The following is a 13,502-nucleotide window of genomic DNA, read 5'->3' as shown; positions in this document are numbered from 1 at the left end:
CTATTTATCTGCTCAGTGTCACGCCGCCGCCGCGCAACGGGTCCAACCTCTCCCAGTCCTCACCCATCTGGTTGCGGAACCACGTCATCTGTCTCTTTGCGTATTGGCGCGTCGCGGCAGCGGACTTTTCAATCACCTCCGCCTGCGTCATCCTTCCTGCCAGCATCTCGGCAATCTGGGAAACGCCAATGGCCTTCATGGCCGTTGCGTCGGAAGAAAGCTCCTGTGCCAGAAGCGCCTTCACCTCTTCCACCGCGCCACTCTGCATCATCAAACCGAATCGATGATTGATTCGCTCATGCAGCAAGGCTCGTTCCGGCAGCACCACGAATTTCTTCGCCCGGTCGGGATCGATAATCATGGGGCCACGCGCCTGCTGAAAGGTGCGGATGGATTGGCCCGTCACTTCCAGAACCTCCAGCGCACGCACAATGCGTTGCCCATCGGTCGGTCGCAGGCTGGCGGCAGTTTCCGGGTCGCGCTGAGTAAGCTCTTCGTAAAGCTCAGCCGGTCCATCTTCCACCAGACACGCCCGATACTTCTCGCGGATCTCTGCCGGAATGGCGGGCATATCGGACAGGCCGCCCGTCAAAGCCTTGAAATACAGCCCGGTCCCGCCGACAATCACCGGCAGACGCTTTTCGCCCCGCAGCCTCTCAACAAGGGCCGCCGTTTCACGCAGCCACTCGCCGGTGGAATAAAGCCGGGCGGCCGGAACGTGGCCATAAAGATGGTGCGTCACACCCTCCATCTCATCTGGCGACGGACGCGCGGTCAGCACCTGCAACGTGTCATAAACCTGCATGCTGTCTGCATTGATGACGACACCATTGTTCTCCCGCGCCCATTGAAGCGCAAGCGCGGACTTGCCGCTTGCCGTCGGGCCGGTTATCAGGATCGCATCGAAGTCGTCATCAAGGTTTCTCATCATGGCTCTCGTTGCCACGCTTATCGCCAATCCGTCAAATCCTGTTCTGAATTCTACCATTGCGGAAAGCGCGGCCAGTGCACTGAACGCGTCCGGGCTCTATTGGCTGGCGGATGGCATTGCCTGCGACCTAGTGTTGCGTGATGGCACGGATGTCGCTGCAGCCGAACGCGTGCTGCGCATGGCCATCGTCGACAGACCCATCGACATCGCCATTCAGGAGCAGGATGGGCGCCGCAAGAAAATCCTGATCGCCGATATGGACTCAACCATGATCGGGCAGGAATGCATTGATGAGCTGGCCGCCGAAGTCGGCCTGAAAGAGCAGGTGTCCATCATCACGGCCCGCGCCATGAATGGCGAAATCGCCTTTGAGCCAGCGCTGCGTGAGCGCGTCGCCCTGCTCAAGGGCCTGCCGATCTCTGTCGTGGATGAGGTTATCGAAAAGCGGATCACGCTGACACCGGGCGGTCTGGAGCTGATCGCGACCATGAAGGCCAAGGGGCATTACACAGCTCTGGTGTCCGGCGGCTTCACCGTCTTCACCAGCCGTATTGCGGCCACGCTGGACTTTGATGAAAACCGCGCCAACATTCTGGGCGAGAAAGACGGGCTGCTGGATGGCACCGTTGCCGAACCCATTCTCGGCAAGCAGGCCAAAGTCGATGCCCTGAACGACATCGCCACGAAGCTTGGCATTTCACCCGAGGACGCGATGGCGGTGGGCGATGGCGCCAATGATCTGGGCATGTTGCATCTGGCGGGTGCGGGCGTTGCACTTCACGCCAAACCGGCGGTGGCGGCAGAGGCGAAAATCCGCATCGATCACAGCGATCTCACCGCACTCCTTTATCTTCAGGGCTACAGAAAGTCAGACTTCGTCACTCCATGATTATCTGTGGAACACCGAGGCTCATTCTGCGCGACTGGAAGCCCGGAGATCGCGCTCTTTTTCGGCTCATCAACGCCGATCCAAAGGTGATGGAGTTTTTCCCAACCTGCCGCAGCCATGCCGAATCGGATGCTGCGATGGTGCGCACCAACGAGATGATCCACGCCACCGGCTATGGATTCTATGCCGTCCAATTGCGTGAAACGGGTGAAGCCATCGGCTTTTGCGGCATCGCACCCGCCAATCTGGACGGCATATTTGCCGACAGCGCGCTTGAAATAGGCTGGCGGCTGGCCCCGAGCTTCTGGGGCCATGGCTATGTCACGGAAGCGGCCAAATCATTGCTGGCAATGGCATTCGATGAAAAGAAGATACCGGAAATCGTATCCTTCGCCGTTCAGGACAATCACCGCTCGATTGCCGTTATGAAGCGCATCGGCCTCATCCGAGATGTCTCGCGGGACTTCATCCACCCGCGCGTGCCAGATACGCACCCTCACCTCATGCCGCATGTTACTTATGCGCAGACCATGGACGGGTGGAACGGGAAATAGACGGTGGGCTGGCTTCAGCCCTTATTGTCGTGGTCGCCCTCTGCATCGCCCTTGTCGAGCTTGCCCTGATCGAGCGCCCGGATTGCCTTGTCATTCAAGGCAGATGTCAGGTTTTTCTCGGCCTTTGTACGACCGAAAGTCAGGCGGTTCTGCTCCGCCTGCTTCTCTTTTTCAGATCTTGTCTTCTGTTTGCGAAACTGGCGCAGATTGACGATATCGCCTGTCAAAACAATCTCCTGATCCGCGCCGTGCTATCACTTGTTCTTGCGGAAAGCGTCCAGCGAAACAACAGAACCGGCCTTCTTTTCCTCGTCAGGCTTCGCCTCGTCAGAAGGTGCAGCCTTGGCTTCTGCCGAAACGGGATATGCAGTGATTTCCGCTTCCACGACCTCTTCCTCGTCCGCGAGCGGAACATCGAACTCAAGCTCGAAGTTCACGGAAGGATCGTAAAAGCCTCTGATGGCATTGAAAGGAATGACCAGCTTTTCCGGCGTATCCGAAAAGGACAGGCCAATCTCGAACTGTGTTTCAGTGACCTTCATGTCCCAGAATTGGTGCTGGATGACGATGGTCATCTGCTCGGCATATTTGGACTTCAAATGCTGTGAAATCCGAACGCCCGGCGCGCCAGTCAGGAAGGTGATGAAAAAGTGATGGTCGCCCGGCAGCCTCGTCGTCGCCGCAACTTCGCTCAATACCTTGCGAATAACGCCGCGAAGGGCATCCTGTGCGAGAATGTCGTAACGGATATGATCCTGCCCCATACGGTCCTGTCTTTCCTATTCGAACGTCTTTTAACCAAGTATACGCAATGTCTTACATCGCAGCAACGGAAAAGCCCCGTACTGCCCGAGTCATTTCACCACATAAGCAATTCTGGTTATCTTATAAACAATTCTGGCGAAATGGAGAAGGTGGAGGTTTCTGTTGCCAGGTACCTCCGAACCCCGCCTTACGGGGCTAACCGTAAGGGCTTAAGTCGGAATTCCCACACCGCCATTAGGCAGCGAGAGCGTATTCCTTAGCGTTGTTGTCATTTGCAACTACACTTGTGACCCGATAACGGCGGTATCATGCCGAGCAAAAGTTCGATCTTTACACCCTTGTCGATCCTATTTCGCCCCCATCAAAAGCGGGCCACCCAAAGCGGAGGCCAGTTTTTGGTGGAGGCGCCGGGTACCGCCCCCGGGTCCAATAGGCTTATTCCATCGACCGTTTATCGCCATAGCCGGATTTGCACCCGGCAAGGCTCATATAGGCGTATAACGCGCCCGAGAAAAGGGGCTTCGTGACATTTCCATGAAGCGATCAGCGCAAATCCCGACAAGCCATGCGTTTCAGCGCGCAAACCGCCCTCTGACAACGCAGCATTTGCGAAACCAGAATCCGGGGGACGAGACTTTCTAAGTCTGGTCCCGTCGCCGCAAAAGCTTATAATGCGAGTATATATGGAATCGGTGGCGGACTGTTATGAAGCAATATCTCGATCTTCTTGCGCATGTGATGGATGCTGGCAGCGACCGTGGCGACCGTACCGGCACCGGTACGCGCTCCGTCTTCGGATACCAGATGCGCTTTGATTTGTCGGAAGGCTTTCCGGTTCTGACCACCAAGAAGCTGCATCTTCGCTCCATCATTCACGAACTGCTGTGGTTCCTCAAAGGCGATACCAACATTGCCTATCTGAAGGAAAACGGCGTCTCGATCTGGGATGAGTGGGCGGATGAAAACGGCAATCTCGGGCCTGTCTATGGCGCGCAATGGCGCTCCTGGCCAGCACCCGATGGCCGCCACATCGATCAGATCGCGCTTTTGATCGAGAGCCTGAAGGTCAATCCGAATTCACGCCGCCATATCGTGTCCGCATGGAACCCGGCGCTGGTCGATGACATGGCGCTGCCGCCCTGCCACTGCCTGTTCCAGTTTTACGTGGCCGATGGCAAACTGTCCTGCCAACTCTACCAGCGCTCGGCAGATATTTTCCTCGGCGTCCCCTTCAACATCGCCTCCTATGCCCTGCTGACGATGATGGTGGCGCAGGTGACGGGCCTAAAGCCCGGAGATTTCGTCCACACGCTGGGGGATGCGCATATTTACGCAAACCACTTCGAGCAGGCAAAGCTGCAAATGACGCGCACGCCGAAGCCACTGCCCACCATGCGCCTTAACCCCGACGTGACGAGCCTGTTCGATTTCAAGTTCGAGGATTTCACGCTGGAAAATTATGAGGCCGACGCCTCCATCAAGGCACCGATCGCCGTATGAGCAAGCCGCGCATCACGCTCATCGCCGCTGTTGCAGAAAACGGTGTTATCGGTCGCGATCTCGACATGCCGTGGAAGCTGTCCTCAGATCTCAAGCGCTTCAAGGCGCTGACCATGGGCAAGCCGATGATCATGGGGCGCAAGACATTTCTCTCCGTCGGCGAGCGCCCCCTGCCCGGTCGCCCTCACATCATCATCAGCCGCAACCGGGATTATCGCCCCGCCGGCGTGGACGTGGTGTCGTCGCTTGAAGATGCGCTTTCGCTTGCCGCAGACAAGGCAGCAGAGCTTGGTGTCGATGAGGTTTTCGTGGCCGGTGGTGGCGAAATCTACCGTCAGGCCATGCCCTTCGCCGATCAACTTTCCGTCACCCATGTTGAGGTCTCTCTGGAAGGCGATACGTTTTTCCCCGAGATCGACCCCGCGCTTTTTGAAAAAATCGACGAAATAGCCTTGTCTGCCGGGGAAAAAGACAATTATCCGGTCAGATTCACGACCTATCGCAGATATCACGCATATCAGTGAAGTATTTACCGTGATTGGGTATTAAGTTACCGCGTCTGCGTTGAAACACACCCTTCTCCTTCTTATAACTGAGAGCACAGTCCCGTCTGTTGTGCGAAAGCACTTCGGAGAGGGAGCGGGAGAGTTTTTTTAGCATAAGAGGTATGGATGCCCTGGAGCAATCAGAATGGCGGCGGCGGCGGTGGCGGCGGCCCGTGGGGTGGCGGCGGTAACGGCGGCAGCGGCGGCGGTGGTGGAAACAACCAGGGCGGCCCCTGGGGTCAGGGACCAAACCGTCCGCGTGGCGGCGGCGGTGGTGGTGGCGGCAATGGCGGCCCACCCGACCTAGAAGAGATCATCCGTCGCAGTCAGGACCGTTTCAGAAACGTGCTTCCGGGCGGCATCAACGGTGGCGTCATCGCCATCCTCGCACTTGTTGTCCTTGCCTTTGTCGGCATCCAGTCCGTCTACACGGTTCAGCCGGATGAACGCGGCGTTGAACTTCGCTTCGGCAAGCCGAAGGACGAAGTCTCGATGCCAGGCCTGCATTTCCACTTCTGGCCGATTGAAACTGTCGAGATCGTCAAGGTCACGGAACAGCAGCAAAACATTGGTGCGCGTGCAACATCGACAACAGCAGCAACCGGCGTGATGCTGACGGGCGACCAGAACATCGTCAACGTTCAGTTCTCCGTGCTTTATACGGTGTCTGATCCGAAGTCCTATCTCTTCAACGTCGATGCGCCTGCCCAGACCCTTCAGCAGGTTTCGGAAAGCGCAATGCGTGAAGTCGTTGGCCGTCGTCCGGCTCAGGACATCTTCCGTGATAACCGTCAGGCCATTGCGGCTGACGTTCGTGCCATTATTCAGGCTACGATGGACGGTTATGGCGCAGGCCTTTCCATCAATGCCGTGGCGATTGAAGATGCAGCCCCACCACGTGAAGTGGCGGATGCCTTCGACGAAGTTCAGCGTGCCGAACAGGATGAGGATCGTTTTGTTCAGGAAGCCAACCAGTACGCCAACCAGAAACTGGGTGCCGCACGTGGTCAGGCAGCACAGATCGTTGAAGAAGCCACTGCCTATAAGGGCCGTGTCGTCAACGAAGCTAAGGGTGAAGCCCAACGTTTCATCTCGATTTACGACCAGTACCGCTCTGCACCTGAGGTCACACGTGAGCGCATGTTCATCGAGACGATGGAGCAGGTTCTCAAGAATTCCAACAAGATCATCATTGATGAAAAGCAGGGAGTGGTGCCGTATCTGCCTCTGAACGAGATCATGCGCGGCAATACCGGCGCAGCGCAGCAGGGAGGGAACTGATATGAGCAATCGTCTAACCGCAATTCTCGTCGGCCTCGCCGTTGTTATGTTCTTCGTCTACTCGTCCTTCTTCGTGGTCAACGAACGCCAGCAGGCAATCGTCGTTCGCTTCGGTCAGATCCAGGACGTGAAGACCGATCCGGGCCTCTATTTCAAGCTGCCATTCGCCTTCATGGATGCGGACCGCGTACAATATGTCGAAAACCGCGCTTTGCGTTTCGATCATGACAACATTCGCGTTCAGGTCTCCGGTGGTAAGTTCTATGAAGTCGATGCCTTCGTAGTCTACCGCATCACCGATGCCCGCCGCTTCCGTCAGACGGTATCCGGCGATCAGCTGTCTGCCGAAATGCGTCTGCGCACACGTCTCGACGCATCTCTGCGCCGCGGCTACGGTCTTCGTGGCTTCGAAGCTGCTCTTTCGGACGCTCGCGCCTCGATGATGCAGGAAGTGCGTGACGACCTGCGTTCAGATGCAGAGTCACTTGGCCTCAGCATCGTGGATGTTCGCATCCGCCGCACGGATCTCACGCAGGAAGTCTCGCAGCAGACCTTCGAGCGGATGAAATCCGAGCGTCTGGCTGAAGCTGAACTGATCCGCGCTCGTGGTAACGAAGAAGGCCAGCGTCGCCGCGCCATCGCGGATCGTCAGGTCGTTGAATTCGAATCCGACGCCAATCGTCAGTCCGAAGTGCTTCGCGGTGAAGGCGATGCCGAACGTAACCGCATCTTCGGTGATGCCTTCCAGCGCGATCCAAGCTTCTTCGAGTTCTATCGCTCGATGACGGCCTACACGAATGCGCTGAACGGCAACGGCACGACGCTGGTTCTTTCGCCAGACTCCACCTTCTTCCGTTATTTCAATAACATTGAAGGTACGCCAACCGCGCAACCAGCGCAGCCCGCAGCGCCTGCGGCACCCGCTGCGCCCGCGAACTGACCTTAATGAATGACGCGAAAGGGCCGGTGGAAACATCGGCCCTTTTGCTGTTTTGTGGCATCATTCTGCAAGCCCTGATGCACTTGACCGAGAGATGAAAAAGCAGTCAGACGCCATCCACGCTTTAATCGTGGATGAAAGCCTGATTTTCTGCTTATTCACGAAAAGGTATTTTTACACTTCATCATTCCGCCTTATGCTTGGCTATTAAGCAGAGACCCGGTTAGCAATATGCGAGGACGCTGTATGCCCGTTACCACTCTTTCGCCTTTCCGCAGCAGCATAGCGGCGGTCGCGGGATTTGCAGTTTTAGCGGGCGGGCTTGCCGTGCCGTCGGGTGCCATGGCACAGAGCGCCGGTCCAGCTTCGGTCGCTGATCTTGCGGCACCTCTCATGGACGCCGTCGTCAACATCTCCACATCGCAGAGCGTGAAGGCGGAGGGCAAAGGCCCTACCCCACCCAATATTCCCGAGGGTTCTCCGTTTCAGGAATTCTTCAAGGATTACTTCGACAACCAGAGCCCCGATAGCGGCGGCAAGGTCAGTTCGCTAGGTTCGGGCTTCGTCATCGATCCAACCGGCTATGTCGTGACCAACAACCACGTCATCGAAGGTGCTGATGATATCGAGGTGATCTTCCCCAATGGCAACAAGCTGAAAGCCAAGCTTGTTGGCACCGATACCAAGACAGATCTTTCCGTGCTGAAGGTGGAGCCGAAAGCGCCGCTCAAGGCCGTCAAATTTGGTGATTCCCGCGCCATGCGCATTGGCGATTGGGTCATGGCCGTGGGCAACCCGTTTGGCCTTGGCGGTTCACTCAGCGTCGGCGTCGTGTCGGCACGCGGACGCAACATCAACGCCGGTCCCTATGACAACTTCATCCAGACGGATGCGGCGATCAACAAGGGCAATTCCGGCGGTCCGCTTTTCAACATGAAGGGCGAGGTTATCGGCATCAACACCGCCATCATCTCCCCCAGCGGCGGCTCCATCGGCATCGGCTTTTCCGTGCCGACAGAATTGGCGCAGAACATCGTCCAGCAGCTCATCGAGTTTGGCGAAACCCGCCGCGGCTGGCTCGGCGTGCGCGTTCAGCCTGTCACAGACGATATCGCCACAAGCCTTGGCATGGATGCGGCCCGCGGCGCGCTGATCTCTGGCGTGGTCAAAGGCGGACCCGTCGAGAACGGCCCCATTCAGCCGGGCGACGTCGTTCTGACATTTGACGGCAAGAAAATTCAGGAAATGCGGGATCTGCCGCGCGTTGTCGCAGAAAGCCCCGTCGGCAAGGAAGTGGATGTTGCTATTCTTCGCGATGGCAAGGAGCAGACCGTCAAGGTCAAGCTCGGCCAGTTGCAGGATACCGCCGAAGAAAAACAGCCCGGCGCCAGCAGCGATGACGCCATGCCTGATGATGGCGAAAACGGCGAGATGGCTGAACCGCAGGACAACAACGACAATCCGACAGAGCAGCAGGCACCAGACCAGCGCGCAGCCGCGCAAACGGTTCTGGGAATGAACCTCGTCGTCCTCACAGACGAGTTGCGCGCAGAAAAGAGCATCGCGGAAAGCGTCGAAGGCGTGCTTGTTGCGGGCGTCGAGCCCGGCTCCATTGCCGAGCAGAAAGGCGTCAAGGCTGGCGATGTGATTGTCGAAGTTGCGCAGGACTTCATGGAAGTGCCCGGCGATGTGGCGGTGCGCGTTAACGGCCTGAAATCATCCGGGCGGAAGAATGCCCATATGATGGTGGCAGATGCGCAAGGCAATCTGCGTTTCGTTGCCGTTCCGCTGGAATAGAGCTGGTTGGCGGGAGCGCCTTATCCTGACGCTCCCCGACCGCTTGTCTGCCTCGCATTTCTGAGCAACCACGCGAGGCGTCAGGAGATTTCCGCACCTGCGGAACCTCGCAGGCTTAACCGGAGTTACTCGACGTCACCGGAGTGAAACCGATTCAATATCATGAGCTTACGCGCAAGAAATGAATCCGGATGGCAGCGCGTTGAATCAGTTTGGAAAGCCGCAAATTTGATCCGCAAGCACTCCACCACACTCCACGGCCACCGCACCAGTATCTCGCTTGAAGACGCGTTCTGGGATGAGCTGCGCATCATAGCAGACAAGCGGAAGATGAGCTTTGCGGCACTGCTTGCCGAGATTGATGACAACCGCCCGGAAGACAGCAATTTGTCCTCTTCCCTGCGCGTCTATGTGCTGAACTGGCTGAAGAGCCAGTAGCGACCGACAGGTCCCAACCGCAACAGCGCGCTCTTAGCCGTATCACGGCATAGAGAAAATGGCACCACCACTGTGTCAGTAACCTTAGGGCACCGGAGCGTCTGTGACGGTGACTAGCGGAACACATCACCCGTCGGCGGCACGGAAAACACCGGAGGCGTCGCGGGCTTTGGTTGGGATTCCTGCTCGCGTTTCAAACGCTCTTGCGAGGCTTTCTCGGCCTCAAGCCGCTCTTGCGCCATCGCACGAATGCGATCTTCCTCAGCTTTGCGCAAACGCTCTTCTTCTGCCTTGCGCACCTTTTCGGCTTCCTCGGCACGCTTGATAGCGGCCTGTCTCTCGGCAGCCTGGAAACGATAGAGCGCCACTTCACGCCGCAGCCTCTGCTTCTCCATCACACTTGCCTGCAAGGCTTCCACCCGCCTGCGTTCGCGCTCGAAGGCCCGCAGCGATAGATATCCGGTCAGGCCCGATACATCTGTCGTCAGTGCGGGCTCGGCCAGTGGGCCGGTAAAGTTGAGGCGAAGCGATGGCTCGGCACCTGCCAACTCCTCGTTGCCGGCATTATAAGCAAGGCCCAAACCACCGGTCAGCGTCTTGTCGCCAATATCCAGCAACAGGTCACCATCAAAGGCGAGCTGTGGCGTGGAAGCCGCAACATTCTGCATGCGCAGATTTCCATCGCCCAGTGTGAACGGCATGGACACATCACCCAGAGGAATCTCTCCCTGCCAGAGATGCGCATCTACCAACGGACGCACTTTCGCCGCATCGATACTGCCCTGAAGATCATTGGCAGCCTGAAGCCACGGCTGGAAAGCGGATGCGTTCAACCCGCGCAGGACAAGACCCGTGCCACGAATTTCGCCCGATCCGCCCGCCGAAGACAGAATCTCGGCCACGCTCTTGCCAGTGGATTCAGCAGTTAAATCCAGACCGAACACGCCGCTCGCCACCGGCTTGTCGCCGCTTTTCCACATTACGGCGTCAGGGTTGGCACCCGAGACAGCAATCTTGGTTCGGAAAATGCCAGCACCATCGCCTGTTGCCATGGCGAGACGGCCCGATACCTTGCCGCCCATCCAGTCACCCGCCATGTCGTCAAGCGAAAGCGTACCATTGGCATGGTTGAGCGCAAAGGACAGACTTGTCACCGTGCCAAACGAGCCCGTGTCAAAATTGGCGGCCTTGATGGAAAGGGAGGTATCAAGCTTGGGAAAGGCCGGAAGAGAAACCGGCTTTGCGCTGAGTGCGCCCGTTTCAGGATCGATGACCGGCCCATACATCGTATCGCCGAGCCACGTCAGATCGACGCTGTTCAGCGCCAGATCGCCGGTCAGCTTGTAAGGTGCAGCCTTCGCAACAGCCAGATTGCCGGAAAACGCATTGCCGCCCGCTTGGCCCGAAAGAGCAGAAATCGTCGTTTTGTCCTTATCCGAGCTTAGCTTCGCCGTAGCCTTGGTGGACATGCCGCCACCCAGTTGCGGCAAGCCAACCGCATTCATAATGAGATATGGCTCAATATCCGCGCTTTCCAGCGACACATCGGCACTGCCTTGCGCAAAGTTTTCCGGCTTCAGGCCAAAGCTGCCATTGGCAGAAAAATGCGTGCGCTCGGTGGAGAAGCGAAATTCCGTCTGAACCGGAGAGCCGAGCGACCCGTTGAGCTTCAAGGACAACAGCCCCTCGCCATCAGCGTCGAAAGGCAGGGGATCAAGCCCCGCCTGCCCAAACAGAATGGCCGTGGACTGGTTCTTGAGAACAGCCTCAAGCGTCAGCGCCGTATCGTCAGTGTCCGTGAGAACGTCAGGCAGCTTCACCACGGCAGAAACGCGGCTGCCATTGATGGTGCCGGAAACGGCTGCGTTCGCGCCGCCATTGTTCTTATCAACAGCGAGATCAACGGCAATGTCGGAATTCGCATACCATGGCGCGCTTCTTACAAGCCGCTCCACCAGCGGATGGCTTGGAACTTTCTGCCGCAACAGATCAAGCAAAGGCTGCATATCGGCAGCGTGAAGATTGACTGTCCCCTTGCCGGAAAAATCATTGGCAGAGCCCTTCAACTGGCCCTTTGCCCGCACCTCTGCACCCGCGATGTTGCCGGCATTCATGGTTTCGAGTGAAAGAACACCACCCGCCGATGTAAACGCCGTTTCCACCTGATTGGCAGTCACGCCCGCCATGTTGATACGATCAGCCTTGAACTTGGCAGTAATCCGGTGATCGAGAACCGAGCTGCCGACCTGATCGCCCAGAATAAGGCCACCAAGCGCCTTCAAGGCGTCGAGATCAATCTCGTCGCCCGCCAGTTCCACATCGATGCTTGCGCCATTGGCTTCCGCCTGCCGCGCAAGGCGACCCTTGAGCGATGCCTGCCCGATGGCAAGCTCGAGGTTTTCAAAGCGCTGCGCCTGCGTTGTCAGCGACACGGTGGAGGAGAAACCCGCAGCATTCAACTGGCGAATGGCCGGATCGACCGTGCCGGACAGCCAGTTAGCAAGCCCCGAGGGCTGGTTGGAGGCAACGAGCATATCACCGTTGAAGGCTGGGCCACCAGTCAGCGTCAGAGAACCCTTGGCTTCAAGCTGGGTACGACCGGGCAGCACAGCAACCGCATTTTCCACCTGCCAGCCGGAACCGTTGGGCCTGATATCAAGGCGGATATCGCGGATGGTCGTGTCATCGGAAACCAGCGCGGGAAGCCGGATGCTGGCTTTTCCCGGAACCTGCGGCACCGGTATCCGCGCAATCAGGCTGGCAAATGCCTCGATGCGCTGGCGCACGGGCACAGTCGGAACCCGCGATGTTTTGCCGGTCTGCACGGGTGCTGGCGCAAAGCGGTTGAAATCGATCTGCTGGCCATCGGCCGTCAGCAGGAATTCCGGTGCGGTTCCGGTATCGAGCGTCGCCTCACCAGTCACGATATACGGATTGGCCTCGCCCCCGAGTTCCATGCGATAATTTGGCACGCGCACACGGCCATTGGTCAGCTCAAAGCTGCCCTTCGTCCGTGGCGCGGTGAAGATGGACTGGTTGGCATCTTTTTTCTGGTTTTCGTCCTGGCGGAAATTGAAGGCGAAGGAGCCGCTATAGACCGGACGCCCCTCAGTGGCGGCAATGGCGCCGTCCAGATCAATCTCAACCGGATGTTCATCAGGCATGAGGCGAAGGCGCAAACCCATACGGCCTGCATTGGCTTCCGGCTCACCGCTGGAAAGGGAAAACGACCCTGCGTGACCATCAACCGCCGCACGTCCTTTTGCGGTCCATGGGCCAGCAAGCGACTTGGCGGACATATCGGCAGTGAGGCCAGTTACCGTGCGGTTGCGACCCGATTGCTCGTCGATGAATTCAATTTGCCCGCCATCGATGCTGACATTTTCAAGAACGACGGTTTTGGCCGGGATGACGGCGCGGCTTCCGCGCGTCCAATCCAGCGTGCCGTCCTTCAACAAACGAATACGGGCCTTCGGCTCCTCGATCCGCATATCGAAAATGCGCGCTTCGCCAGACAGGAAAGGCGCAAGCTCGGCATCCATGGAAAAACGGGCGACCTGGATCTGCGGCGAACCGTCCGAATCCGTGCCAGCACGCACATCATGCAGCGTCACGGAGGGAAATGGCAGAAGCCGCGCTTCGACACGGCCATGCACCACGACCTTCTTGCCGAGAATCCGGCTTGCCTGATCTTCAAAATCGCGCCGGAAATCCGTCCAGTCGATGAAATAGGGTATGAGCAGCGCTGAAAACAGTGCCACCACAAGCAGTCCGCCCAGAAATACCAATATGCGTCCGAGCACGACCCGATGTCTCCCTTAACTGACGATGAAACCTATCTTTTTTCCCTGCCAGAGCAAGC

The 13,502-nt window shown here is 57.8% G+C and carries 12 protein-coding genes and 1 other RNA gene; 8 read left to right on the top strand and 5 right to left on the bottom strand.

Features of this window, described 5'->3' with window-relative positions:
* Positions 1 to 4: 4 nt before the first annotated feature.
* Positions 5 to 931 carry a tRNA (adenosine(37)-N6)-dimethylallyltransferase MiaA gene (gene miaA / locus ACQZ51_RS08610; RefSeq protein ID WP_448776430.1) on the bottom strand — a complete coding sequence of 309 codons (927 nt, stop codon included), beginning with the start codon at positions 929 to 931 and terminating at the stop codon, positions 5 to 7.
* Between miaA and serB the strand changes: the two genes are divergently transcribed.
* A complete protein-coding gene (gene serB, locus ACQZ51_RS08605) occupies positions 930 to 1,820 on the top strand; it encodes a phosphoserine phosphatase SerB (protein WP_448776428.1) in 891 nt (296 codons plus the stop codon). The genes miaA and serB overlap by 2 nt on opposite strands.
* Positions 1,817 to 2,374, top strand: coding sequence for a GNAT family N-acetyltransferase (locus tag ACQZ51_RS08600; RefSeq protein ID WP_448776426.1), 558 nt, complete (start codon positions 1,817 to 1,819; stop codon positions 2,372 to 2,374). Before serB ends, ACQZ51_RS08600 begins: the two co-directional genes overlap by 4 nt.
* A gap of 14 nt (positions 2,375 to 2,388) precedes the next feature.
* On the opposite strand, the gene ACQZ51_RS08595 is transcribed toward ACQZ51_RS08600, so the two are convergent.
* The 3 genes from ACQZ51_RS08595 to ssrA all read right to left on the bottom strand — a co-directional run bounded on the left by ACQZ51_RS08595 (position 2,389) and on the right by ssrA (position 3,658).
* Entirely contained in the window at positions 2,389 to 2,601 is a 213-nt protein-coding gene (locus ACQZ51_RS08595; RefSeq protein ID WP_042616117.1) for a DUF4169 family protein, read from the bottom strand.
* A 27-nt stretch (positions 2,602 to 2,628) separates the two neighbouring features.
* Entirely contained in the window at positions 2,629 to 3,138 is a 510-nt protein-coding gene (locus tag ACQZ51_RS08590; RefSeq protein WP_042616054.1) for an SspB family protein, read from the bottom strand.
* A 149-nt stretch (positions 3,139 to 3,287) separates the two neighbouring features.
* Positions 3,288 to 3,658: a transfer-messenger RNA gene (gene ssrA, locus ACQZ51_RS08585) on the bottom strand.
* A 186-nt stretch (positions 3,659 to 3,844) separates the two neighbouring features.
* Between ssrA and ACQZ51_RS08580 the strand changes: the two genes are divergently transcribed.
* The 6 genes from ACQZ51_RS08580 to ACQZ51_RS08555 all read left to right on the top strand — a co-directional run bounded on the left by ACQZ51_RS08580 (position 3,845) and on the right by ACQZ51_RS08555 (position 9,640).
* Positions 3,845 to 4,639, top strand: a complete 795-nt coding sequence (locus ACQZ51_RS08580) for a thymidylate synthase (RefSeq protein ID WP_448776424.1) — start codon at positions 3,845 to 3,847, stop codon at positions 4,637 to 4,639.
* Positions 4,636 to 5,163, top strand: coding sequence for a dihydrofolate reductase (locus ACQZ51_RS08575; RefSeq protein ID WP_448776422.1), 528 nt, complete (start codon positions 4,636 to 4,638; stop codon positions 5,161 to 5,163). Before ACQZ51_RS08580 ends, ACQZ51_RS08575 begins: the two co-directional genes overlap by 4 nt.
* A 147-nt stretch (positions 5,164 to 5,310) precedes the next feature.
* Positions 5,311 to 6,465 (top strand): FtsH protease activity modulator HflK, encoded by a 1,155-nt coding sequence (gene hflK / locus ACQZ51_RS08570; RefSeq protein WP_448776421.1) that lies wholly within the window; start codon positions 5,311 to 5,313, stop codon positions 6,463 to 6,465.
* 1 nt (position 6,466) lies between these two features.
* Entirely contained in the window at positions 6,467 to 7,405 is a 939-nt protein-coding gene (hflC, locus tag ACQZ51_RS08565; RefSeq protein ID WP_448776419.1) for a protease modulator HflC, read from the top strand.
* A 246-nt stretch (positions 7,406 to 7,651) separates the two neighbouring features.
* Positions 7,652 to 9,202, top strand: coding sequence for a Do family serine endopeptidase (locus ACQZ51_RS08560; RefSeq protein WP_448776418.1), 1,551 nt, complete (start codon positions 7,652 to 7,654; stop codon positions 9,200 to 9,202).
* Positions 9,203 to 9,430: 228 nt separating this feature from the next.
* Positions 9,431 to 9,640 carry a ribbon-helix-helix domain-containing protein gene (locus ACQZ51_RS08555; RefSeq protein WP_042616118.1) on the top strand — a complete coding sequence of 70 codons (210 nt, stop codon included), beginning with the start codon at positions 9,431 to 9,433 and terminating at the stop codon, positions 9,638 to 9,640.
* A gap of 113 nt (positions 9,641 to 9,753) precedes the next feature.
* On the opposite strand, the gene ACQZ51_RS08550 is transcribed toward ACQZ51_RS08555, so the two are convergent.
* Positions 9,754 to 13,443, bottom strand: a complete 3,690-nt coding sequence (locus tag ACQZ51_RS08550) for an AsmA family protein (RefSeq protein WP_448776416.1) — start codon at positions 13,441 to 13,443, stop codon at positions 9,754 to 9,756.
* Positions 13,444 to 13,502: the final 59 nt, after the last annotated feature.

The sequence above is a fragment of the Agrobacterium sp. CG674 genome, from assembly GCF_053521645.1.
This window is presented reverse-complemented; position numbering and strand designations above follow the sequence as displayed.

What these genes read in the sequence shown, in the direction of transcription:
- serB (WP_448776428.1), top strand. Translation starts at nt 930, where the DNA reads ATGGCTCTCGTTGCCACGCTTATCGCCAATCCGTCAAATCCTGTTCTG.
- miaA (WP_448776430.1), bottom strand. Translation starts at nt 931, where the DNA reads ATGATGAGAAACCTTGATGACGACTTCGATGCGATCCTGATAACCGGC.
- ACQZ51_RS08600 (WP_448776426.1), top strand. Translation starts at nt 1,817, where the DNA reads ATGATTATCTGTGGAACACCGAGGCTCATTCTGCGCGACTGGAAGCCC.
- ACQZ51_RS08590 (WP_042616054.1), bottom strand. Translation starts at nt 3,138, where the DNA reads ATGGGGCAGGATCATATCCGTTACGACATTCTCGCACAGGATGCCCTT.
- ACQZ51_RS08580 (WP_448776424.1), top strand. Translation starts at nt 3,845, where the DNA reads ATGAAGCAATATCTCGATCTTCTTGCGCATGTGATGGATGCTGGCAGC.
- ACQZ51_RS08575 (WP_448776422.1), top strand. Translation starts at nt 4,636, where the DNA reads ATGAGCAAGCCGCGCATCACGCTCATCGCCGCTGTTGCAGAAAACGGT.
- hflK (WP_448776421.1), top strand. Translation starts at nt 5,311, where the DNA reads ATGCCCTGGAGCAATCAGAATGGCGGCGGCGGCGGTGGCGGCGGCCCG.
- hflC (WP_448776419.1), top strand. Translation starts at nt 6,467, where the DNA reads ATGAGCAATCGTCTAACCGCAATTCTCGTCGGCCTCGCCGTTGTTATG.
- ACQZ51_RS08560 (WP_448776418.1), top strand. Translation starts at nt 7,652, where the DNA reads ATGCCCGTTACCACTCTTTCGCCTTTCCGCAGCAGCATAGCGGCGGTC.